The following is a 19,875-nucleotide window of genomic DNA, read 5'->3' on the forward strand; positions in this document are numbered from 1 at the left end:
GTCGCGAAACTTAGGGTTTTCGCGACAAGACTGGGGAGCCAGACCGGCGGGTCTCATGAGCAGTCGCTGAGACCTGCTATGGGTAATCTTCGACGAGGCGAGTCATTGTGCTTCGGCCCAGCTCGGCCATGACAGGGTTTGTGTCTTTATAATACCATACCAACCCCATCGCTTGCTGGAATGCCCATGCCGCACCTCGACGCCATTCAAGGTCATCTATTTGCAGAGCTTCGCGGAAGATAGCTCGGGTATCCCGATCTAACAGATGCCATCCGGCGACGAGATCAAGCGATGGATCGGCAGGAGCAAAGTCGCCCGTGTCAAGCACTCCAACTAAGTGCTCGTCCTGAACTAAGAGATTTGCCGGAATGAGGTCCTTGTGGCTCATCGCTTCGCGCTTTGGAGATGGTAATTCGCGAAGGCTTCCCCACATGCGGCGCAGGCATTTAACATCAAGAAGGTGTTCGCTTTTAGCGAAGCAAACCTCCATCCACCCATCATGATCGGTCAAATTTCCGCCTCGGCCCCGACCGTCAAATGTCCGCCCGTTCAAATCCGCCGTACGAAGTGTGGCGATCAGCCGGGCAAGGTCGAGCGCAAAAATAGATGAGCTGCATAGTCCAATCGGCGTAGCAACTTGTCCCTCGACCCAAGTCTGTACAAGCCACGGCAGCGGATAGTCAGAGCTTTGCCGCCCGATACCAACTGGCTTTGGGCTGGGAAAGGGACAACATTTGTTGAATTCCGCGCTGGCTTTGGTTTCCGCTTCCAGCAAACGGGTACATTCGGCAGGGTCCATCATCCGCAGAGGAAAGCGAGCAGCGTGTTTGGCGCCAATTCGAAAGATTGCATTAACTGTGCCTGCCGTATCCAATTCAATGATTTCTTCGCCTCGAAACTGCGGAAACTGGTCGGTCATCAAGTCACTCACGTGTGCCGCTTTGATGTTTATTTGATCGCTGTGCATCTGCCGCCCTGCCTCAAGAACCTACGCTGCCGTAACCTTTACGTATGACGGCTTTTTGAATCGACAATTTGTGAAGCTAATGACCGAATTGGGTCGGGAGCAGCCATGCCCTTGTTGCAAATATCGCGATGAAAGCGACAAGTCTGCGATTGAATTTTATGACGTCGCAAAAACAAACATTCTGCGACAGGTGCGTTTCGCAGAACGCTTCACGAAGATATCTCCAGCAAGCCAAACGGCCCGAAATCGTCGGGCCACAAAGTGATGTGAAATCCGCATCGACCCGGATTCCACATTTCACGCGGGTGCTGGGAGGTTCTCCGCCCCCTCTTTCTTTTTTGCAGCATGGGACTAACTTAGCCCAAGCTCCGCAATTCCAACCTCATCGGAAAAACATCATGGAATATCGTCTTCTCGGCCGCTCCGGCCTCAAGGTTTCGACACTGACCGTGGGCACCATGACCTTTGGCGGCAAGGGCTGGGCAAAGACCGTTGGCGATCTCGGCGTCAATGAGGCAAAAAAACTTGTCGATATGTCTCTCGATGCCGGTGTCAACCTGATCGATACGGCGGATGTCTATTCCAACGGCGTCTCCGAGGAAATCGTCGGCGAGATCATCGGCGGCAAGCGCAGGAACGACGTGCTGCTCGCCACCAAGGCCCGCTTTCCGATGGGCGACGGCCCGAACGATGCCGGCTCCTCGCGCCATCACCTGATCCGCGCCTGCGAGGCGAGCCTGAAGCGCCTGAAGACCGACGTCATCGATCTCTACCAGCTGCACGAATGGGATGGTCTCACGCCGCTGGAAGAAACGATGGAGGCGCTGGACATGCTCGTGCGCCAGGGCAAGGTGCGCTATATCGGCTGCTCCAATTTCTCCGGCTGGCACATCATGAAGGCGCTCGGCGTCAGCACGAGCGAGCATCGCCAGCGCTTCGTCAGCCAGCAGATCCACTACTCGCTCGAATCGCGCGACGCCGAATATGAGCTGCTGCCCGTCTCGATCGATCAGGGGCTTGGCGTGCTGGTCTGGAGCCCGCTGGCCGGCGGCCTTCTCTCCGGCAAGCACCGCCGCGACAAGACGGCCGAAGGCTCACGCCAGCTGGCCGGCTGGGACGAACCGCCGATCCGCGACGAGGACCGCCTCTGGGATATCGTCGATACCCTCGTCGATATCGCCGAAAGCCGCAACGTCTCAGGCGCGCAGGTGGCGCTCGCCTGGTTGATCGGCCGCAAGGCCGTCACCTCCGTCATCATCGGCGGCCGCACCAAGGCGCAGTTCAAGGACAACCTCGCCGCCGCCGAACTGGTCCTGACCGTCGAGGAGCGCCAGCGTCTCGACGACGTCAGCGCCCCGCCGATCCTCTATCCCTACTGGCATCAGGTCCGCACCGCCAAGGACCGGCTGGGAGAAGCGGATCTGTCGCTGCTCGGACCGCACGTGTAACAACAGCATAGGCAATCCGCGCACATTTACACCGTTGTCAGCAGCAAACTCGTTTCCGATTTCGACACGCCGTCCATGGCCCGGATATGACGCAGCACGCGGTCGAATTCGGCGAGATTTTCCGTCTGGATTTCGGCGACGAGGTCCCAGGCGCCGTTGGTGGTGTGCAGCGCGCGGATTTCCGGGATGCCGCGCAAGGTCTTGATCGCCGAGACCGTCTTCTGGCCGGTAATCTCGATCAGCATGACGGCGCGAACCGCGTGCGGGTCTTCGGCAGCGGTGATGCGCACAGTGAAGCCGGCAATGATGCCGTCAGCGGTCAGCCGGTCGATCCGGTTCTGCACCGTGCCGCGCGATATCTTCAAGAGTTCGGCCAGTTTCGAAATCGAGGCGCGGCCATCGGTTCTCAGGATTGCAAGCAAATGACGATCGATGCTGTCCATAAAGTTCTGCCCTTTGTCACTATGGTAATAGTTCTTGTCATTCTGCTCAAAACATCAAGCAAATTTCCATAATTTTGCCATTTCGCTTTATTCGGCCGACCGCTAGAGTTGGCGGATCGCACAACGCTGGCCAATTGAATCTCCACAGGATCGCTCACATGCCGTCTGCAGACCGCTCATCCATCCGCAATTGCCTGCCACGCGCGGGCGAGCTTTCCGTTGAAATGACCCGCTGGCCAAGCGTGACGGAGAGCGAGGGCGAAGCCGCTTTTTCCGGGCGCCTGATGGAATTGCTCGGCGCAACACCATATTTCCGGCAGCACCCCGAAAACCTGCTGGCGCTGGACAGCCATGGCGATCCGGCCCGGCAGAACGTGCTGGCGCTGGTGCGCGGCAACGGCCGGCGATGCCTGGTGCTGGCCGGACATTTCGATACCGTATCGATCGCCAACTACGGTTCACTGGTCTCCCTTGCCTGCGAGCCGGAAGCCCTGACCATGGCGCTGATCGAGGAACTGTCGGAGAAGACGCGCAACCCGGCCGAAGACAAGGCGCTCGCCGATCTCATCAGCGGCGATTTTCTGGCCGGCCGGGGGCTGCTCGACATGAAGAGCGGCCTTGCAGCCGGCATCGTGGCGCTGGAGCGGTTCGCCGATCTCGACGAGCTGCCCGGCAACCTTTTGTTTGTCGCCACGCCGGATGAGGAAAACCGCTCGCGCGGCATGCGTGCCTTACGCGACGCCCTGCCGGCAATCGCCGAAAAATTCGACCTCGACATCATCGGCGGTATCAATCTCGATGCCAGTGGCGACGACGGCGACGGAGAGGAAGGCCGCGCCGTCTATCTCGGCTCCGTCGGAAAATTCTCGCCCTTCGCCTTGGTCGCCGGCCGGCCCACCCATGCCGGCTATGCCTTCAACGGCGTCAGCGCCCACCTGATCGGCGCCGAGATCATGCGAGCGGTCGAGACCAACAGCGCGCTCTGCGACGAAGCCCATGGCGAGCTTTCGCCAGCACCGGTCTGCCTGGAAGCCAAGGACGTTCGCTATGGCTACGAGGTGACGACGCCAGCGCATGTCTGGCTGTCGTTCAACTGGCTGACGCACCGCCGCACGCCGGAAGATGTTCTCGCTGAGTTTCGTGCGCTTGCCGCGACCGCCATGCGAACGGCGCTGGACACGCAGGCAAGCAACGCGAAGACTTTCTTTAAGCGGCAGGGCTCCGGCCATGCGGAAACGCAGGAGGGACAGGTTTTATCCTATGCCGAGTTGCGCGAACTGGCCGTCGCGCATGGCGGACAAGCCGCCGCCGACCGGCTGAAAGCGCTCGATCAATCCTTGTCCGGTGGCGAGGACCCGCTGTCGATCACCCGCCAGATCGTAACGGCAACACTGACGGAAGCAGGGCTTGAAGGTCCGCTGGTCATCGTCGGATTTTCCACCCTGCACTATCCGCGCGTCCATCTGGACAGCGCCGGAGATCAGGGCCGCAGTTTTGAGCGCAATATGATGGCTGCCGCCGAAACATGCGCAAAGCGGCACGGGACAAGCATCAAGGCGAAACAGTTCTTCGCGGGCATTTCGGATATGAGCTTCTTCGGGCATCGCCCAGGCGCCGGACAGACACAGCTTCTGTCCGACAACACCCCCTGCGCAGCTTTTGTTGATAAGGCACCGGACGGGCTTCTGTCCTTTCCGGTGGTCAATATCGGGCCTTGGGGACGCGACTACCATCAGAAATGGGAGCGCGTTCACATGCCCTACACCTTCGAGGTGTTGCCCGACGTGATCTACGAGGCAGCTTTAACCTGCCTCGCGGGGGAAGGTTAAGCGGCGATCGCTGCTGCCTCTTCGCGGATCAGCCCGCCGAGACGGGAAATCCCCTCCTCGATCATGCCTTCATTGGCACAGGAAAAGCTGACACGGCAGGTATTGGCGCCGGACCCGTCGGCGAAGAAGGCCTTGCCCGGCACGAAGGCAACCTTGGCCGAGACCAGCGACTTCGCCAAAAGGTCCGCTCCGTCCATGCCGGCCGGCAGGGTCAGCCAGACGAACATGCCGCCTTCGGGTGCCTTCCAGCTGACGCCATCCGGCATGTATTTCGCCAACGCCGCCAGCATCGCATCGCGCCGCTTGCTGTAGACGGCCTTGATCTTGGCAACCTGCGCATCAAAGCCACGCTCGGCGACATGGCAGATGGCCATCTGGTTGATGGTCGAGGAATGCAGGTCGGCTGCCTGCTTCATCAGCACCAGCTTGCGGATGATCGGCATGGCCGCAACCACGAAACCGACACGAAGGCCGGGCGCCAGAGTCTTGGAGAAACTGCCGCAATAGATCGTACGGGCTTCGTTGATCGAGCCCTTGCGGGCGATCTCAAGCGCCAGGATCGGCGGCACCGCTTCGCCGTCATAGCGCAGCGACTGATAGGCGGCGTCCTCGATGAGGGCGATGTCGAGTTCCTCGGCAAGGTCCAGGACCTTTTCACGCGCGGCGAGATCCAGCGTTTCGCCGGTCGGATTGGCGAACTCGGCTGACATATAGGCGAATTTCACCCGGCCTCCCGCTTCAGCGGCGGCATCGCGGTAGGCCTGCGGCGTGCGGTTGCCGGACGGCGACAGCTGGTCGTAGGACGGCTCATAGGCGTTGAATGCCTGCAGCGCGCCAAGATAGGTCGGCCAGGTGACCAGCGCCGTATCGTTGGGCGACAGGAACAGCTTGCCGAGATAATCGAGCGCCTGCTGCGAGCCGGACGTGATCAGGATGTTGTCTGGTTCACACGGGATTCCAATGGCGCCCATGCGGCCGGCAAGCCATTCGCGCAGCGGCAGGTAGCCTTCGCTGACGGAATATTGAAGTGCTGCGCTGACGGTCGGACCGCCGAAAATGTCGGCATAGGCCGTCTTGAATTCTTCATCCGGAAACAGCGCCGGGTCCGGAATGCCACCGGCAAAGGAAATGATGTCCGGACGGTCGAGCAATTTCAACAGTTCGCGAATTTCAGAGGCACGCATCCGCGAAGACCGCGTTGCGAAGATATTTTCCCAATCCAGCATGAAGGTTTCCTCAGATTATGCTTTTTCCGCAGCACATCACGCCGCGTTTATTAAGTCAACAATGCTGACCTATATTTTGGCTCGCGGATGCATTTTCTGCATCATTTCCCGGGTGGCAACAGCTGCAGCCGTTTAACGACCGCCTCGCCCAAACTATTCCGCGTATAATGCACAAGCAACTGCTTGCCCTGCGTCAGAGTAATATCCTCTTCCGAATGTCCACGGCGCAGCCATATCCCGTCGAGCATCGCGGCAAATCCGAGAACGAAAAGACCGATATCCTCGCGGCTCACCGCCGGCGTCAGTGCCGACGCGAGGTTCGAATGAAGCCGCCGGTAGAACAGCCGCTGCAGCCGCGCATAGCGCTCGTTATGCGCGGCCTCGGCATAAAAGGAGACCCAGGCATTGGCCGTATTACGCTCGAAGCGAGTCTCGGGGAAATTGCCGTCGATGACGGCGAGGATCCGCTCCCAGCGCGTGCGCGCAGCCCGCAGCCGCATGACCACTTCATCCATGAGGATGCGGTTCGCATGGCGAACCATTTCGAACAGAACCTCATCCTTGTCCTTGAAGTAATAGGTGAGAATGCCCTGCGACATGCCCGCCTCGTGGCATATCCGCGTGGTCGTCAACCCTTTCAATCCATCCTTGATGAATATCCGGTGCGCCGCCTCGATCAGTTCGATCCGGCGAATTTCCTCGATGCGTTTCTTCTGTTTTTTCGGTCGCGCGCTCATGTCGCTTCAATATCTGAAAAGTTTTTTGTACGCTCTAACAAATTTTTATTTTGACAAAAAATACTGATGACCTATCGTTTCCGCAATTCAAAAAAAGGGGAATGGATATGAACGCATGCAAGTTTGCCCTCGCCGCGCTCGGTGTGACCCTGTTGCCGTTTTCAACGCATGCCGCCGACGCGGAAAGCTGCCGTGCGGTGCGCATGTCGGATCTCGGCTGGACGGACATCGCGCTGACCAACACGACAGCCGCCGTCATCATGACGGCACTCGGCTATCAGCCCACCCAGACGCTGATTGGCCTCAATGTCACCTATGAAATGCTCAAGGACAAACAGCTCGATATCTTCCTCGGCAACTGGCGTCCGGTCCAGGACGAACAGTTCAAGGCCTATTTCGACGACAAGTCGGTCGAGCCGCTGGCGACCAACCTCGAAGGCGCCAAGTTCACTCTTGCCGTTCCGAAATACGTCGCCGACGCAGGGGTGAAATCCTACGACGATCTGGCTGCCCATGCCGACAAGTTCGATAAAAAGATTTACGGCATCGAGCCCGGCTCGAACCAGCCCTTGCTGGACATGATCACGGCCGGCAATCACCAGCTCACCGGCTGGGAGGTCGTGGAATCGAGCGAAGCGGCGATGCTGATGCAGGTCGCCAAGACGACGAAAACAAAGGACTGGGTGGTGTTCCTCGGCTGGGAACCGCACCCGATGAACCTGATGTACGACCTCACCTACCTTTCCGGCGGTGACAAGGAATACGGCCCGAATTTCGGCGGCGCGACGGTGCGCACGATCGCCCGTGGCGGTTACGCAGCGGAATGCCCGAATGCGGCCAAGCTGTTCAGCAATCTGGTTTTCGACCTGAAATACGAGAATATCGGCATGGACATGATTTCGAACAAGGGACTGTCGGCCGAAGACGCTGCCAAACAGATGATGAAGGACAACCCGGAAAAGCTGGATGGCTGGCTTGACGGCGTCACCACCTTCGACGGCGCGCCCGCCCTTCCTGCTGTTCAGGCAACGCTGGGCATCCATCCGTGAGCCTCATTCAGGAATTCATGAACGCGGCCGTGCTTGAGACCTATGATGCCCCGCTGCAACAGCGCCGGGTTCCCGTCCCCAAGCCCGGCCCCAGCCAGATCCTCGTCAAGCTGAAGGCATGCGGCGTCTGCCATTCGGATGTCCATATCTGGAAGGGGCACATCCGCCCGCCGTCCGACCCCGCCCCCTTCATCCTCGGTCACGAGGGCGTCGGCACGGTCGTCGCGCTGGGTCCCGATGTGACCGGCTGGAAGGTCGGCGCCAGTGCTGGCGTTCCCTGGATCCACGACACCTGCTGCCATTGCGACGAATGCAATGACGGCATGGAATCCTTCTGCCAGAACCAGCGGGCGCACGGGTTGAACGTGCCGGGTGCTTTCGCCGAATATGTGCTGGCGGACGCCGCCTTTGCCGTGCCGCTGCCGGATGGTCTCGACCCCGTAGCGCTGGCGCCGATCATGTGCGCCGGCGTCACTGCCTATGGCGCCGTCAAGCGCTCCGGCTTGCGTGCAGGCGAAACCTGCGCCATTTTCGGCTGCGGCGGACTAGGCCTCTATGCCGTCCAGATTGCCGCGCGGCTGGGTGCGCGCGTCATCGCCATCGATCGCGATCCCGCCAAGCTCGAACTCGCCCGCCGGTACGGTGCCGCCGAAACACTCGTGGCGGACGGCAAGCTGGCGGAGACTGTGAGCGCGGAAATCTACAAGAGCCACGTCTGCATCAACTTTGCGCCGACCGCCGCCACCTGGGCGCCGATGATAGCCGCCATTAGACCCCGGGGCCGCATCGTCGCCGCGGCGCTGGTGCCGGACCCTGTGCCCGTCAGTCAGGAATGGCTGACCGGAACAGGGGTCGTTATCACCGGAACGAGCGTGGGAACGCGCGCTGAAATGCGCGAGGTGGTCGAAATGCACGCGGAAAAAGCGCTGGAAAATGACATCGTGCCGATCACGCTCGATCGCGTTTCGCACGCGCTGAGCGAACTGGACCAGGGCAAGGCCGCCGGCCGCTTCGTCATCGCCTTCTGATGTCCGCCTCCGAAACCTCGACGGTTCCGGAAACCGGGTGTCATGCCTCGTGGTGGCCGAACAGGCTCAAGCCCACCAGAAGCACGATGGCACCCAGGATGAAGGCGTCGAACAGGGCGAAGTGATAGAAGAATGTTGTCACTGCAGTATCCTCCTGACGAATAGAATACCGCAAAAGACGAAATATTCCAAATATTACAGCTGAAACTACGACAAAACGCGAAAGGCCGGAGATTTCTCTCCGGCCTTTCCAGTATTACGCAAATGCAAAACGCTAATTTTGCCATGCAGCAAAGCTTAGTTCTTGGCCTTGTCGACCAGCTTGTTCTTGCCGATCCACGGCATCATGCCGCGCAGCTTGGCGCCGACTTCTTCGATCTGGTGGTTGTCGTTCATACGGCGGATACCCTTGAAGCGGGCGGCACCCGAACGATATTCCTGCATCCAGTCGGAGGTGAACTTGCCGGTCTGGATGTCGGTCAGAACGCGCTTCATTTCAGCCTTGGTTTCAGCCGTGATGATACGCGGGCCAGAGACGTACTCGCCCCACTCGGCCGTGTTCGAGATCGAGTAGTTCATGTTGGCGATGCCGCCTTCATAGATCAGGTCGACGATCAGCTTCACTTCGTGCAGGCACTCGAAATAGGCCATTTCCGGCGCATAGCCACCTTCGACCAGCGTTTCGAAACCGGCGCGGATCAACTCGACCAGACCGCCGCAGAGAACGACCTGTTCGCCGAAGAGGTCGGTTTCGCATTCTTCCTTGAAGTTGGTCTCGATGATGCCCGAACGGCCGCCGCCGACGCCGCAGGCGTAGGAGAGAGCGAGGTCAAGCGCGTTGCCGGAAGCGTTCTTCTCGACTGCAACGAGGCAGGGAACGCCGCCACCCTTCTGGTATTCACCGCGAACCGTGTGGCCGGGGCCTTTCGGGGCGATCATGACGACGTCGAGCGTGTCCTTCGGCTCGATGAGGCCGAAGTGGACGTTGAGGCCATGTGCGAAGGCAATGGCCGCGCCGTCACGGATGTTGCCGGCAATCTCGGCCTTGTAGATGTCGGCCTGAAGCTCGTCCGGGGTCGCCATCATCAACAGGTCGCCCCACTTGGCGGCTTCGGCAACGGTCATGACCTTGAAGCCGTCGGCTTCGGCCTTCTTGATGGTGGCGGAACCGGCCTTCAGCGCGATGACGACGTTGGTCGCACCGCTGTCCTTCAGGTTGAGCGCATGGGCGCGGCCCTGGGAGCCGTAGCCGACGATGACGACGTTCTTGGACTTGATGAGGTTGAGATCGGCATCACGATCGTAATAGACGCGCATTGTAATTTCCTTCCCTTTGCTTGTCTCTTTTAAACTCTTCCGGCTGCCCTTGAGGACTATGCCGAACTCTTTCCACTGCCGTAGAGACGCAGAAAGGCAGACACCGCCCTCTCCGCCCTGCGGCCGAAATCCTTGACCATGCGGCCGCTGTCTTCGCCGAGCAGCATTCGCAGATGCAGGTCGGACACGATCAGTCCGTATAGCGTATCATAGGCGTCGTCGCGGTCCTCGAATGCCAGAAGCCCGGCATCGCGGCCCGCCTCCAGCAGCACGCCCGCGCGCTTGCCGATCTGCCGGCGGCCTCGCTCCTGCAGCATCGATCCGAGCTTCGAGCCGTCTCGGCTCGCCTGCCCGATCGCCAGCCGGTTCAGCGCCAGCGACACGTCGCCGGACAGAACCTCAAGCAGATCACGCGCAAACAGCACCAGATGCTCGCGCAGCGTCGCCGCCGTCAGCGTTTCGGCATCGTCTTCGAAGGTGCGCACCTTGCTCGCCTGGAAACCGATCATCGCCGACAAAAGACCGTCGCGATCGCCGAACCACTTGTAGAGGCTTTCCTTCGAGCAATTGGCCGCCCGCGCCACGCTCGCCGTCGTTAGCGCTTTCTCGCCGCCATCGACCAACAGCCGCAGCGCGCTGTCCAGAACGTCGTTCTGGCGCGGCGAATAATCCGGCTGGTGTGGGTGGGCGGCAAGCTGCAAAAATCATCTCCATTCACAGTACCGTACGGTACGGTTCGCCGCTTATGCCGCAAAGTCATGGAGCGGTCAAGCGCGAAGATGCGCGGGAAATCGATATTTTTCCTATGGCGCCTTCAGCGAATAAATCGCCGCCCGGAGACGTCAAGGAATTGCGGAGAAAAACCAAGGACGTCGTGAAAATCACCCCCAAAATGGACAGTGTTTCTCTCGCTCGGCCGTTCCGCTTTCGGCCGGCTTCCGATACCTTCGCCTTTTCGACCACATCGCCCTGCGCTGGAGTCCTCATGTTCCGCACGTACCTGTCCGCCGCCCTGCTGCTCCTGTCTCTCGACCTGCTTGCCGCTCATGCAGCTGCGCAATCGGACGACGACGTCTACAACCGGATAGAGGAGCTGCATGGCAATGCCGACACTTTCGAAGAGGCGTGGAACAGCCTGACGGAGGCCATGGGCAACAGCGACGGTTCGGCTGTCGCAGCCCTCGGCGAATACCCGCTGCGTGTCAACGCCAATGGCGAAAGCTACGATATCAAGAATGCCCGTGACATGACCAAACATTTCGATGCGCTGGTGCCGCAGGACACCCGCGATACGGTCGCCAACCAGGAATACAGCAGCCTGTTCGTCAATAGCGACGGCGTCATGCTGGCCGATGGCGCGGTCTGGATGGGCGCCGTCTGCGACAACGACGATTGCAGCAAGGCGCATTGGGCCATCACCAGCATCAACGCGACGGGTGTCGCGGCCTCGCCTGCATCTGCTTCAGGCGATGCACCCTATGTCGGAACCTGGGACTGCGGCGTCGCCACCTTCAGCTTCACCAGGGACAGCTACGATTCCGGCGAGGACAAGCAGCCGATCCGCAAGGTGGAAAAAGAGGACGGAAATTATATCCTGTCGTTCGACAACGATTATCAGATCGGCCTGTCGAGCGTCACCGACACCTCAATGCAATGGCTGTCGATGGCGAGCGGCGACATGTTCGACTGCAAGCGCGTCAAGCCCTGAGCCCTTGGCAAGCCTCCCTTGAAGGAAAACCCGATGAAACTCCGTATTGCAGCGCTTGTCATTGCCGGCTTGGCCGCCTCGCCGCTCCTTGCGGCAGAAACACGGTGCGGCTGGCTTCAGAATCCCACCCCCGCCAACTGGTGGCTCGACGATGCCGACGGCAGCTGGACGATCATGTCGCAAGGCGCCGGCGAAGGTCCGCCGGGCATGGACCTGATCTCGGATATTTCCGAGCGCGATTACGTCAGAACCAACGGCAACTACGGCTACGCCTGCGCCTGCCTCTCGGTCGAGACCGACGAAAACGAGGAAGCCATCACCGAAATCCTGTCGTTCCGGCAGCTGCCACTTTCGAAATGCGAAAACGACGGCAAGCTGTCCACACCGGAATAGTATTCAACCGACACGGCAGCGGTCGGCGAGGAAATCGAGAAACACCCGCACCCGCGCCGGCATAGGACCACCCTGGCCAAGGAAGATCGCGTGGACCTCCTCGCTGTCCGACGCCGTGAACGTCTCCAGCACCGGCACCAGTGCGCCGCGCGCAAAATCGTCCCGAACCTGAAAATCCGCGAGCCGAGCCAACCCGGCACCCGCAAGCGCAAGCTCCCGCAGCGCCTCCCCGTCGCTCGCCTGGATATTGCCGGTCGGCTTGATCGTCACGCCAACCTCATCGCTGATGAAAGGCCAGCCGCCGCTGGCACGGACATAGCTGGGGCCGAGCAGATTGTGGCCCGCCAGATCATCGGGATGTCGCGGCAAGCCCTTGCGTTCCAGATAGCCAGGTGCCGCAGCGATATGCATCTTCACCGTTCCGAGCTTGCGCGCCATCAGCGCCGAGCTTTTGAGCGGCCCGGCCCGCACCGCCACATCCGTGCGGTCTTCCAGCAGATCGACGACATGATCGGTCAGGGACAGGTCGAGCGACACATCGGGGAATATCGCGATAAATTCCGGCACCGCCGGCAGCAGGATGTGCCGGCCGAACGGCACGTTGCAGCTGACGCGGATGCGGCCGCTCGGGCTGTCGGCGAAGGCAGCGGCACTTTCCGCCTCGTCGAGGTCCGCCAGTACCCGGACGCCATGTTCGTAGTAGCGGCAGCCTTCCGGGGTGAGTTGCAGCCTGCGGGTCGAGCGGTTGACCAGCCGCGCATTCAGCCGGCTTTCCAGCCGCGTCACCAGCTTACTGACCGCCGAAGGCGTCATAGCGAATTCGCGGGCGGCGGCCGAGAACCCGCCGAGATCGACGACACGCACGAACACTTCCATCTCGCCGGAGCGATTGACATCCAGTCGCGCCATTGTGCTTTCACCTCACAAATCCTGTGCCTTGCCGCTGTCTAGTTCTCAAATCGGCGCGCGTCCATATCTGATGCATCGGCACATCAGGAGACTGTCATGGACAATCCACACAAAACCGCCCTCGTGGTCGGCGCAAAGGGCGTCATCGGCGGCAATCTCGCCCGCCACCTCGAAACGCTCGAGGACTGGTCGATCATCGGCCTCTCCCGGCGCGGCGGCAGATCGACGGACAGGATTCGGCATATATCCGTCGATCTGCTCGACCCGACAGATTGCGCGAACAAACTCGCCGATCTCTCTGGCGTGACTCACATTTTCTACGCCGCCTATCAGGACCGTCCGACCTGGGCGCAACTGGTCGAGCCCAATCTCGCCATGCTGGTCAATGTCGTCACCGCCGTCGAGCGTGTCGCGCCGAACCTTGCGCATGTCAGCCTGATGCAGGGCTACAAGGTCTATGGCGCCCATCTCGGCCCCTTCAAGACGCCGGCCCGCGAGGACGAAGACAACCACATGCCGCCGGAATTCAACATGGACCAGCAGGCATTCCTGCAGCGCCAGCAGCGGGGAAAATCATGGACCTGGTCGGCGCTGCGCCCCTCCGTCGTCATCGGTGTCGCCACCGGCAATCCGATGAACCTTGCCATGGTCGTCGGCCTATACGCCTCGATGTCGAAGGAACTCGGCCTGCCCCTGCGCTTTCCCGGCAAGCCAGGCGCCTACGACACGCTGCTCGAAATGACCGACGCCGGCCTTCTGGCAAGAGCGACCGTATGGGCCGCCACCACCCCACAATGTGCCAACCAGGCTTTCAACATCACCAATGGCGACCTGTTCCGCTGGAACGAGATGTGGCCGAAGATCGCCCGCTTCTTCGCAATGGAGACGGCGGCACCGCTACCGATGTCGCTCAATGTCGTCATGGCGGACAAGGCAGCGCTCTGGCGTGAGATGAAGGAGAAATACGCCCTCGCCGATCACCCTTACGAAGCCGTCTCCTCCTGGGGGTTCGGCGACGCGGTGTTAAGCTGGAACTACGATTTCTTCGCCGACGGCAGTAAGGCACGGCGGCTGGGGTTCCATGATTATGTGCAGACCGACGAGATGTTCCTGTCAGCATTCCGCGAAATGCGGGAACAGCGGATCATTCCATGACCGCCCGAAGCGGTGCAGGAAGGGCTATCTATCCTTCCCGCCATCCAACGGTGCAGCCTGAAGCGTTTCCTTCTGGGTGATCAGCCGGGCGGTATGCTGGCCGCTGAGATAGATCCACAGCCAGCTCCACGCCACGACGAACCGGCTGCGGGTGCCGATCAGGAAGTAGATATGGGCAAGGCCCCATATCCACCACGCCAGGGCTCCGGTCAGCTTGAACCGGCCAAAATCGATGATCGCCGAGCGCCGGCCGATGGTCGCCAGGCTGCCCTGATGACGATAGCGGAAGTGCGCCGGCACCGGCTTCTGCGCCAGCCGCGCCTTGATGACCTTGGCCACATAGGCGCCCTGCTGCTTGGCGGCGGGGGCGATGCCCGGCACCGGCTTGCCGTCCTCCTGAAAGACCGACGCCGTATCGCCGACGACGAAGACATCCGGCAGGCCCGGCGCGCTCAGATCCTTTTCGACAACGACGCGGCCGGCCTTGTCGGCCGGCACGCCGAGCCATTCAGCGGCGGGAGAGGCCTGAACGCCCGCCGCCCAGACGATCGTCCGGCTGCCGATGAAGGTCTCGCCGATCATCACGCCCTCGGCACTGCAATCCGTCACGCGCTCGCCGATATGCACCTCGACACCGAGCTTTTCGAGCGCACTCTGCGCATAAACAGACAGTTCCTCGGCAAAGCTTGCCAGCACCCGCGGCCCCGCCTCGACCAGGATCACCCGTGTCTTGCGCGTATCGATGTTGCGGAATTCCTGCGGCAGGGTGACATGCGCCAGTTCGGCGATGATGCCGGCAAGCTCGACGCCCGTCGGCCCGGCGCCAACGATAGTGAAGGTCAGCAACGCATCCCGCGCCTCGGCATCGGTCTCCATCTCGGCCTGCTCGAAGGCAAGCAGCATGCGCCGCCGAATGGTGGTCGCATCCTCCAGCGTCTTCAGCCCCGGCGCGACGGGCTCCCATTCGTCGTGTCCGAAATAGGCATGCGTCGCCCCGGTCGCCAGTACCAGCGTATTGTAGCCGATGCGCTCGCCGCCCTTCAGCGTCAGGGTCTTCGCACCCGGATCGACGCCTTCGACGTCTGCCAAAAGCGTGGTGACCTCCGGCCGGTCGCGAAACAACCGCCGGATCGGCCAGGCGATCTCCGAGGTGGCAAGCAGCGTCGTTGCCACCTGGTAGAGCAGCGGTTGGAAGAGATGATGATTGCGCCTGTCGATCAGGGTGATCTTGACCGGGGCACCCTTGAGATCCTTGACCAGCTGCAGGCCACCGAAACCTCCGCCGACGACAACGACATGGTGAGGACTTTCAAGCGGCATGATCGTATCTCCTGTTTTGAAAGGTACCCTCCACCTTTCACGGACGATCGACAATTGCGATCTCGGCATGGCTAACGTGCGCCGGCTGGCCTTGTATCCCGACAAGCAGAACAGTTTTCAGATCACCGCGCATAGTCCACCGGCAAAGCCATGCCGCTCTTCAGGATTTCCATAGAGATCGAAGCCGAGACGTCGAACAGTTCGACCTTGCGGACGATCTGCTTGTAGATCACGTCGTAATGCTCGACACGCGGCAGCACGACCTTCAGGATGTAGTCGTAATTGCCGGTCAGCCGGTGCGCCTCGACGATCTCGGGGATATCGGCGATCACCTTGCGGAAGATGTCGATCCAGTCGTCGGCATGATGGGCCGTCTTGATCAGCGCAAAAACCGTAGTGGGCACGCCCATCTTGTCGCGATTAAGAACGGCGATGCGGCGGGCGACATAGCCGGTCTCCTCCAGCCGCTGGATGCGGCGCGAGCAGGCGGAGATCGACAGGCTGACCTTTTCGGCGAGGTCGCCGACCGACAGGCTGGCATCCTCCTGCAACAGCGACAGAATCTTCCGGTCTCTTTCGTCCAGCACGCCCGCATCTCCCTGCAGCGACGGCACAAGCACGAAATATTTGCGCCAATATCGGAAATTGTGCAAAAAATACGCGAAAACGGGTTGAATGTCACCAAACAAAGCGAACACTTTCGGCGCTTTCCCGGCGACAATCCTGACATCAAAAAACAAAGCGGAACAGGAACGGAACCATGCGCAAGATCGGCCTTATCGGCGGAATGAGCTTTGAAAGCTCGGCAGTCTATTACCGGATGATCAACGAGGCCGTGCGCGAGCGTCTCGGGGGCTTGCATTCCGCCGAAGTCATGCTGCATTCCGTCGATTTCCAGACCATCGTCGACCTGCAGAAGGCCGGCCGCTGGGATGACGCCGCCAAGCGCCTTTCGCAGGTCGCACAGGGGCTGGAGGCAGCAGGCGCTGCCTGCGTGCTGATCTGCACCAACACGATGCACCTGATCGCCGACGAGGTTCAGGCTTCGATCACGGTGCCGCTGATCAACATCATCGACGAAACCGCCACGTCCATGAAAGCCGCCGGCATCAAGCGCCCGCTGCTGCTGGCGACGCGCTACACCATGGAGCATGGGTTCTACACCAACCGCATGGCCGCCGATGGCGTCGATGTCATGGTGCCGAACGCCGAGGACCGCACGCTCGTGCATGACATCATCTTCAACGAACTTTGCGCCGGCGTCGTTCTCGACACATCCCGCCAGGCGCTGATAGCCGTCATTGAGCGCGCGAAAAACGTGGGGGCCGATGCCATCATCCTCGGCTGCACCGAGATCTGCCTGATCCTCGATCCGCGCAACCTGCCCCTGCCCGGCTTCGATTCCACTGCGATCCATGCCGAATCGGCCGTCGAATTCGCGCTGGAAGGTATTGTCCGGAGCGGCCGGCAGGCGGCCTGATCCTTCCCGGATATACTTGACTGAGTCAAATAAATTGCGATGATGGCATTCGAATGGAGAATGCCATCATGCCACCCACAGCCTTTGCAGAAATCGGCGACGACGAGATCGAGGCGATCCGCGCCTTCAACCGGTTCTACACCAACCGGATCGGCGTGCTCGACCGCGCCTTTCTCGATACGCCCTATACGCTCACTGAAGCGCGGGTGATCTATGAGCTGGCGGCACAGGGCACCACATCGGCCTCACGGCTGACGGAGGAGCTCTCGCTCGATCCGGCCTATCTCAGCCGCATGCTCAAATCCTTCACCGATGCCGGCCTGCTCGAAACCACGAGGGACCCGGCGGATGGCCGCGGCCGTCTGCTGCGGCTGACGCTGCGCGGGCGCGGCATTGCCACAGACCTGGCGCAGCGCTCGCGCCAGCGCATCGTCGCCCTGCTGGACCCAATCGCGAAAAAAGAGCGCCGGGAGCTTGCCGCCGCCATGGCATCCGTCAGGGCCCTGCTTTCGGGCGACAAAGGTGCCGCAGACCCGATCGCCATCCGGACACACCGGATCGGCGACATGGGCACGGTCATCGCCAGCCAGGCGAAAGCCTATACCGAAACCTATGGATGGAATGGCGAATACGAGGCGCTGGTTGCCGAAATCTGCGCCGCCTTCATCCGCAACTTCGATCCCGTCCGTGAACGCTGCTGGATTGCGGAACGCGGGGGAAGGTTTCTCGGCAGCATCTTCCTCGTCAAGGGCGACGAGGAGACCGCCAAGCTCCGCCTGCTCCATGTGGACAGCGCAGCGCGCGGACAGGGCCTCGGCACGCGGCTCGTCGACGAATGCATCACCTTTGCCAAAAGCGCCGGCTACCGGCGGCTCGAGCTGTGGACCAACGACATCCTCGTCTCCGCGCGCCGCATCTATGTCGCCGCCGGGTTCACGCTGGAGAAGGAAGAGGCGCACCACTCGTTCGGCAAGGATCTGATCGGTCAGATCTGGGCGCTGGATCTGACGGCATCAACCTCCGGCAGGCCTACACCGTCCTGACATCCGGGAAGCCAGTCATGTTCCGTCAAGCCGGCGGATGCGAAGGGATCTATCAGCGTGCCCGCAACGATCGCAGCCAGCAGCCCCGGCATCGGCGGCACCCTGGCAATGGTCGAGACCAGCCGGTCACGTACCCAGGCGATCGCGCTGGAATCCGACTGGTAGAACGGTGTAAAAGCCAGCGACAGCAACTGGAACAGCCGCACATGGTTGCGGCGAGCCCGGCCATAGGCCGCAAGCGCAGACGGAATATCGACGTTATTTGCCAGCGCATGGCTGAGCGCTGCCGCGTCGAGCAGCGCCATATTCGCACCCTGCCCCAGTTGCGGGCTGGTCGAATGGGCGCTGTCGCCGATGAATACCAGCCGGCCGGCATAAGGCGGCAGTGCGGTTCGGTGGGCATAACGGGCCACCGTCAGCTGATCCCAATCGCCGATCTGGTCGAGAAACGGCACACAGTCCGGCCAGTATTTTCGAATGGCCGACTTCCAGCGGTCAAGCCCCGCCGCCTTGACCGCCTCGACATCGGCAACCTTCAGGCTCCAGAAGAACGCCACTCGCTCCGCCTCGCCCATGCGCGCACGGCCTGCCGGCAACAGCCCGATCATCACCTTCGCCTTGTCGTATCGCTGCGACAGCGCGCTACGGTCATAAACAGCGCCCAAGCCGTCAAGGGTCGCCCAGAAAGCGCCATAGGCAAGGTCGCGAATGACGGGCGCCGAAGCGGAGCCGGCGGCCAGCATCGAGCGCGCACCGCTCGCATCGATCACCAGATCGTAGTCTCCGGCCTCCTGGCGCTCGGCATCCCTCAGCACCGCGCGGTCTCCGCGCTGCTCCACCGAGGCGAGATTGACACCCGTCCGGATGGTGATGCCGTCGGCAACCGTCGCATCGTGCAATGTGTTGAAGAGCGCTGCCCGCTGCACCGCCAGGCCATAGCGCCCGCCCGGTGCCGCATCGTAGCGCACATCGAGAACCGTTCGTCCGCTGACGGCATCAGCCCCGTGCAGCCGGTCGATGCGATTGCCGAGTGTCTGGATCGTGTCAAAAAGGCCAAGTGCAGCAAGAACAGTCAGCCCCGTCGGCTGCATCAAGAGGCCGGAACCAACCGGCGCCGGTGTGTCGAAACGCTCGAGGATTTCGACCCGATGGCCGGCCCGCGACAGGAAAAGCGCCGCCGCCAGCCCCGCCGGTCCGGCTCCCGCCACGCCAATATCGAGCTGCTTCATGAAGGCCTATCCGGTATCGTCCCCTCCGGCATCTGTAACAGCCTGCGCGGCAAATCGTCCAGCCGGACAAAGCACGGTCACATCGTCACGCGGCGGCATCATACTCGGTGCGGGCCGCGCGGATTGCCTCGTGATGCGCCACCGACCAGGCGACCAAGCCCTTGACCAGCACCAGGAAGGACTGGCCGAGCGGCGTCAGGCTGTATTCGACGCTCGGCGGCTGGGTCGGGAAGACTTCGCGGCCGATATAGCCGTCGCGCTGCAAGTCGCGCAGCGTCTGGGTCAGCATCCGCTGGGAAATATCCGGGATCAGCCGGCGCAGCGCCGAAAACCGCATCGGCCCATCGGCCAGCGCCAGGATCATCAGCGTGTTCCACTTGCCGCCGATATTGTCGATGACATCGCGCACGGGGCACTCCTCCCGTGAAAATGCCATGCCCATCACGACGATCACGCGCTCGCCTTCGGTCTTGCCGGTCATCTTGTTCATGGGGCTCGGTATCCTTCACGTAACCACCGCAGAAAAAACTGCCTCCTTTACATCCGCCAGCAGATAACGAAATAAGAGAAGGTCTCATTTAGGAACCATATCTC

At 61.1% G+C, this 19,875-nt stretch carries 19 protein-coding genes and 1 pseudogene; 9 read left to right on the forward strand and 11 right to left on the reverse strand.

Annotated elements, in window-relative coordinates; translation table 11 throughout:
* Nucleotides 1-76 precede the first annotated feature (76 nt).
* Nucleotides 77-967 carry an aminoglycoside phosphotransferase family protein gene (locus tag J2Z75_RS04095; RefSeq protein ID WP_209848029.1) on the reverse strand — a complete coding sequence of 297 codons (891 nt, stop codon included), beginning with the start codon at nt 965-967 and terminating at the stop codon, nt 77-79.
* A gap of 398 nt (nt 968-1,365) precedes the next feature.
* Here J2Z75_RS04095 and J2Z75_RS04100 point away from each other — a divergent pair, with 398 nt between their 5' ends.
* Complete coding sequence (locus tag J2Z75_RS04100; RefSeq protein WP_209848031.1) at nt 1,366-2,415, forward strand: aldo/keto reductase; 1,050 nt, start codon at nt 1,366-1,368, stop codon at nt 2,413-2,415.
* Nucleotides 2,416-2,441: 26 nt separating this feature from the next.
* On the opposite strand, the gene J2Z75_RS04105 is transcribed toward J2Z75_RS04100, so the two are convergent.
* Nucleotides 2,442-2,858 (reverse strand): Lrp/AsnC family transcriptional regulator, encoded by a 417-nt coding sequence (locus tag J2Z75_RS04105; protein WP_209848034.1) that lies wholly within the window; start codon nt 2,856-2,858, stop codon nt 2,442-2,444.
* A gap of 158 nt (nt 2,859-3,016) precedes the next feature.
* Here J2Z75_RS04105 and J2Z75_RS04110 point away from each other — a divergent pair, with 158 nt between their 5' ends.
* Nucleotides 3,017-4,687 carry a M20/M25/M40 family metallo-hydrolase gene (locus J2Z75_RS04110; protein ID WP_209848036.1) on the forward strand — a complete coding sequence of 557 codons (1,671 nt, stop codon included), beginning with the start codon at nt 3,017-3,019 and terminating at the stop codon, nt 4,685-4,687.
* On the opposite strand, the gene J2Z75_RS04115 is transcribed toward J2Z75_RS04110, so the two are convergent.
* Complete coding sequence (locus J2Z75_RS04115; RefSeq protein ID WP_209848039.1) at nt 4,684-5,913, reverse strand: aminotransferase-like domain-containing protein; 1,230 nt, start codon at nt 5,911-5,913, stop codon at nt 4,684-4,686. The two genes, J2Z75_RS04110 and J2Z75_RS04115, sit on opposite strands and share 4 nt — an antisense overlap.
* Before the next feature lie 101 nt (nt 5,914-6,014).
* On the reverse strand, nt 6,015-6,650 hold the full coding sequence (gene betI / locus J2Z75_RS04120; protein WP_209848042.1) for a transcriptional regulator BetI: 636 nt from the start codon (nt 6,648-6,650) through the stop codon (nt 6,015-6,017).
* 107 nt (nt 6,651-6,757) lie between these two features.
* On the opposite strand from betI, the gene choX reads away from it, so the two are divergent.
* Together choX and J2Z75_RS04130 are read left to right on the forward strand one after the other, a co-directional pair.
* A complete protein-coding gene (choX, locus tag J2Z75_RS04125) occupies nt 6,758-7,699 on the forward strand; it encodes a choline ABC transporter substrate-binding protein (protein WP_209848045.1) in 942 nt (313 codons plus the stop codon).
* The gene (locus J2Z75_RS04130; RefSeq protein WP_327791203.1) at nt 7,696-8,727 is read left to right on the forward strand and encodes an alcohol dehydrogenase catalytic domain-containing protein; all 1,032 of its coding nucleotides are present in this window, start codon (nt 7,696-7,698) and stop codon (nt 8,725-8,727) included. Before choX ends, J2Z75_RS04130 begins: the two co-directional genes overlap by 4 nt.
* Before the next feature lie 297 nt (nt 8,728-9,024).
* Here the strand turns inward: J2Z75_RS04130 and ilvC are convergent, their stop codons facing one another.
* Both ilvC and J2Z75_RS04140 read right to left on the reverse strand, forming a co-directional pair.
* A complete protein-coding gene (gene ilvC / locus J2Z75_RS04135) occupies nt 9,025-10,044 on the reverse strand; it encodes a ketol-acid reductoisomerase (RefSeq protein WP_209848047.1) in 1,020 nt (339 codons plus the stop codon).
* A gap of 56 nt (nt 10,045-10,100) precedes the next feature.
* A complete protein-coding gene (locus J2Z75_RS04140; RefSeq protein ID WP_209848049.1) occupies nt 10,101-10,745 on the reverse strand; it encodes a TetR/AcrR family transcriptional regulator C-terminal domain-containing protein in 645 nt (214 codons plus the stop codon).
* Nucleotides 10,746-11,029: 284 nt separating this feature from the next.
* On the opposite strand from J2Z75_RS04140, the pseudogene J2Z75_RS29655 reads away from it, so the two are divergent.
* Both J2Z75_RS29655 and J2Z75_RS04150 read left to right on the forward strand, forming a co-directional pair.
* Nucleotides 11,030-11,473 (forward strand): annotated as a pseudogene (locus tag J2Z75_RS29655) (hypothetical protein); the annotation flags it as partial.
* 312 nt (nt 11,474-11,785) lie between these two features.
* Complete coding sequence (locus J2Z75_RS04150) at nt 11,786-12,145, forward strand: DUF4087 domain-containing protein (protein WP_209848051.1); 360 nt, start codon at nt 11,786-11,788, stop codon at nt 12,143-12,145.
* 3 nt (nt 12,146-12,148) lie between these two features.
* Here the strand turns inward: J2Z75_RS04150 and J2Z75_RS04155 are convergent, their stop codons facing one another.
* The gene (locus J2Z75_RS04155) at nt 12,149-13,054 is read right to left on the reverse strand and encodes a LysR family transcriptional regulator (protein ID WP_209848053.1); all 906 of its coding nucleotides are present in this window, start codon (nt 13,052-13,054) and stop codon (nt 12,149-12,151) included.
* A 96-nt stretch (nt 13,055-13,150) separates the two neighbouring features.
* Between J2Z75_RS04155 and J2Z75_RS04160 the strand changes: the two genes are divergently transcribed.
* A complete protein-coding gene (locus tag J2Z75_RS04160; protein ID WP_209848054.1) occupies nt 13,151-14,209 on the forward strand; it encodes an SDR family oxidoreductase in 1,059 nt (352 codons plus the stop codon).
* A gap of 24 nt (nt 14,210-14,233) precedes the next feature.
* Here J2Z75_RS04160 and J2Z75_RS04165 read toward each other — a convergent pair whose 3' ends face one another.
* Together J2Z75_RS04165 and J2Z75_RS04170 are read right to left on the reverse strand one after the other, a co-directional pair.
* Entirely contained in the window at nt 14,234-15,529 is a 1,296-nt protein-coding gene (locus J2Z75_RS04165; RefSeq protein ID WP_209848056.1) for an NAD(P)/FAD-dependent oxidoreductase, read from the reverse strand.
* 122 nt (nt 15,530-15,651) lie between these two features.
* Nucleotides 15,652-16,116 carry an Lrp/AsnC family transcriptional regulator gene (locus tag J2Z75_RS04170; RefSeq protein WP_209848058.1) on the reverse strand — a complete coding sequence of 155 codons (465 nt, stop codon included), beginning with the start codon at nt 16,114-16,116 and terminating at the stop codon, nt 15,652-15,654.
* Nucleotides 16,117-16,289: 173 nt separating this feature from the next.
* On the opposite strand from J2Z75_RS04170, the gene J2Z75_RS04175 reads away from it, so the two are divergent.
* Both J2Z75_RS04175 and J2Z75_RS04180 read left to right on the forward strand, forming a co-directional pair.
* Entirely contained in the window at nt 16,290-17,009 is a 720-nt protein-coding gene (locus J2Z75_RS04175; protein WP_209848060.1) for an aspartate/glutamate racemase family protein, read from the forward strand.
* Nucleotides 17,010-17,077: 68 nt separating this feature from the next.
* The gene (locus J2Z75_RS04180) at nt 17,078-18,052 is read left to right on the forward strand and encodes a bifunctional helix-turn-helix transcriptional regulator/GNAT family N-acetyltransferase (RefSeq protein WP_209848062.1); all 975 of its coding nucleotides are present in this window, start codon (nt 17,078-17,080) and stop codon (nt 18,050-18,052) included.
* On the opposite strand, the gene J2Z75_RS04185 is transcribed toward J2Z75_RS04180, so the two are convergent.
* Nucleotides 17,995-19,281 carry an FAD-dependent oxidoreductase gene (locus tag J2Z75_RS04185; protein ID WP_209848064.1) on the reverse strand — a complete coding sequence of 429 codons (1,287 nt, stop codon included), beginning with the start codon at nt 19,279-19,281 and terminating at the stop codon, nt 17,995-17,997. The genes J2Z75_RS04180 and J2Z75_RS04185 overlap by 58 nt on opposite strands.
* 85 nt (nt 19,282-19,366) lie before the next feature.
* A complete protein-coding gene (locus tag J2Z75_RS04190; RefSeq protein WP_209848067.1) occupies nt 19,367-19,771 on the reverse strand; it encodes a winged helix-turn-helix transcriptional regulator in 405 nt (134 codons plus the stop codon).
* Nucleotides 19,772-19,875: the final 104 nt, after the last annotated feature.

This window comes from Rhizobium herbae (assembly GCF_017873135.1).
In the GTDB taxonomy this organism is placed as follows: domain Bacteria; phylum Pseudomonadota; class Alphaproteobacteria; order Rhizobiales; family Rhizobiaceae; genus Pararhizobium; species Pararhizobium herbae.

What these genes read in the sequence shown, in the direction of transcription:
- J2Z75_RS04175 (WP_209848060.1), top strand. Translation starts at nt 16,290, where the DNA reads ATGCGCAAGATCGGCCTTATCGGCGGAATGAGCTTTGAAAGCTCGGCA.
- J2Z75_RS04095 (WP_209848029.1), bottom strand. Translation starts at nt 967, where the DNA reads ATGCACAGCGATCAAATAAACATCAAAGCGGCACACGTGAGTGACTTG.
- J2Z75_RS04155 (WP_209848053.1), bottom strand. Translation starts at nt 13,054, where the DNA reads ATGGCGCGACTGGATGTCAATCGCTCCGGCGAGATGGAAGTGTTCGTG.
- J2Z75_RS04185 (WP_209848064.1), bottom strand. Translation starts at nt 19,281, where the DNA reads ATGAAGCAGCTCGATATTGGCGTGGCGGGAGCCGGACCGGCGGGGCTG.
- ilvC (WP_209848047.1), bottom strand. Translation starts at nt 10,044, where the DNA reads ATGCGCGTCTATTACGATCGTGATGCCGATCTCAACCTCATCAAGTCC.
- J2Z75_RS04190 (WP_209848067.1), bottom strand. Translation starts at nt 19,771, where the DNA reads ATGAACAAGATGACCGGCAAGACCGAAGGCGAGCGCGTGATCGTCGTG.
- J2Z75_RS04150 (WP_209848051.1), top strand. Translation starts at nt 11,786, where the DNA reads ATGAAACTCCGTATTGCAGCGCTTGTCATTGCCGGCTTGGCCGCCTCG.
- J2Z75_RS04100 (WP_209848031.1), top strand. Translation starts at nt 1,366, where the DNA reads ATGGAATATCGTCTTCTCGGCCGCTCCGGCCTCAAGGTTTCGACACTG.
- J2Z75_RS04180 (WP_209848062.1), top strand. Translation starts at nt 17,078, where the DNA reads ATGCCACCCACAGCCTTTGCAGAAATCGGCGACGACGAGATCGAGGCG.
- J2Z75_RS04160 (WP_209848054.1), top strand. Translation starts at nt 13,151, where the DNA reads ATGGACAATCCACACAAAACCGCCCTCGTGGTCGGCGCAAAGGGCGTC.
- choX (WP_209848045.1), top strand. Translation starts at nt 6,758, where the DNA reads ATGAACGCATGCAAGTTTGCCCTCGCCGCGCTCGGTGTGACCCTGTTG.
- J2Z75_RS04105 (WP_209848034.1), bottom strand. Translation starts at nt 2,858, where the DNA reads ATGGACAGCATCGATCGTCATTTGCTTGCAATCCTGAGAACCGATGGC.
- J2Z75_RS04165 (WP_209848056.1), bottom strand. Translation starts at nt 15,529, where the DNA reads ATGCCGCTTGAAAGTCCTCACCATGTCGTTGTCGTCGGCGGAGGTTTC.
- J2Z75_RS04110 (WP_209848036.1), top strand. Translation starts at nt 3,017, where the DNA reads ATGCCGTCTGCAGACCGCTCATCCATCCGCAATTGCCTGCCACGCGCG.
- J2Z75_RS04115 (WP_209848039.1), bottom strand. Translation starts at nt 5,913, where the DNA reads ATGCTGGATTGGGAAAATATCTTCGCAACGCGGTCTTCGCGGATGCGT.
- betI (WP_209848042.1), bottom strand. Translation starts at nt 6,650, where the DNA reads ATGAGCGCGCGACCGAAAAAACAGAAGAAACGCATCGAGGAAATTCGC.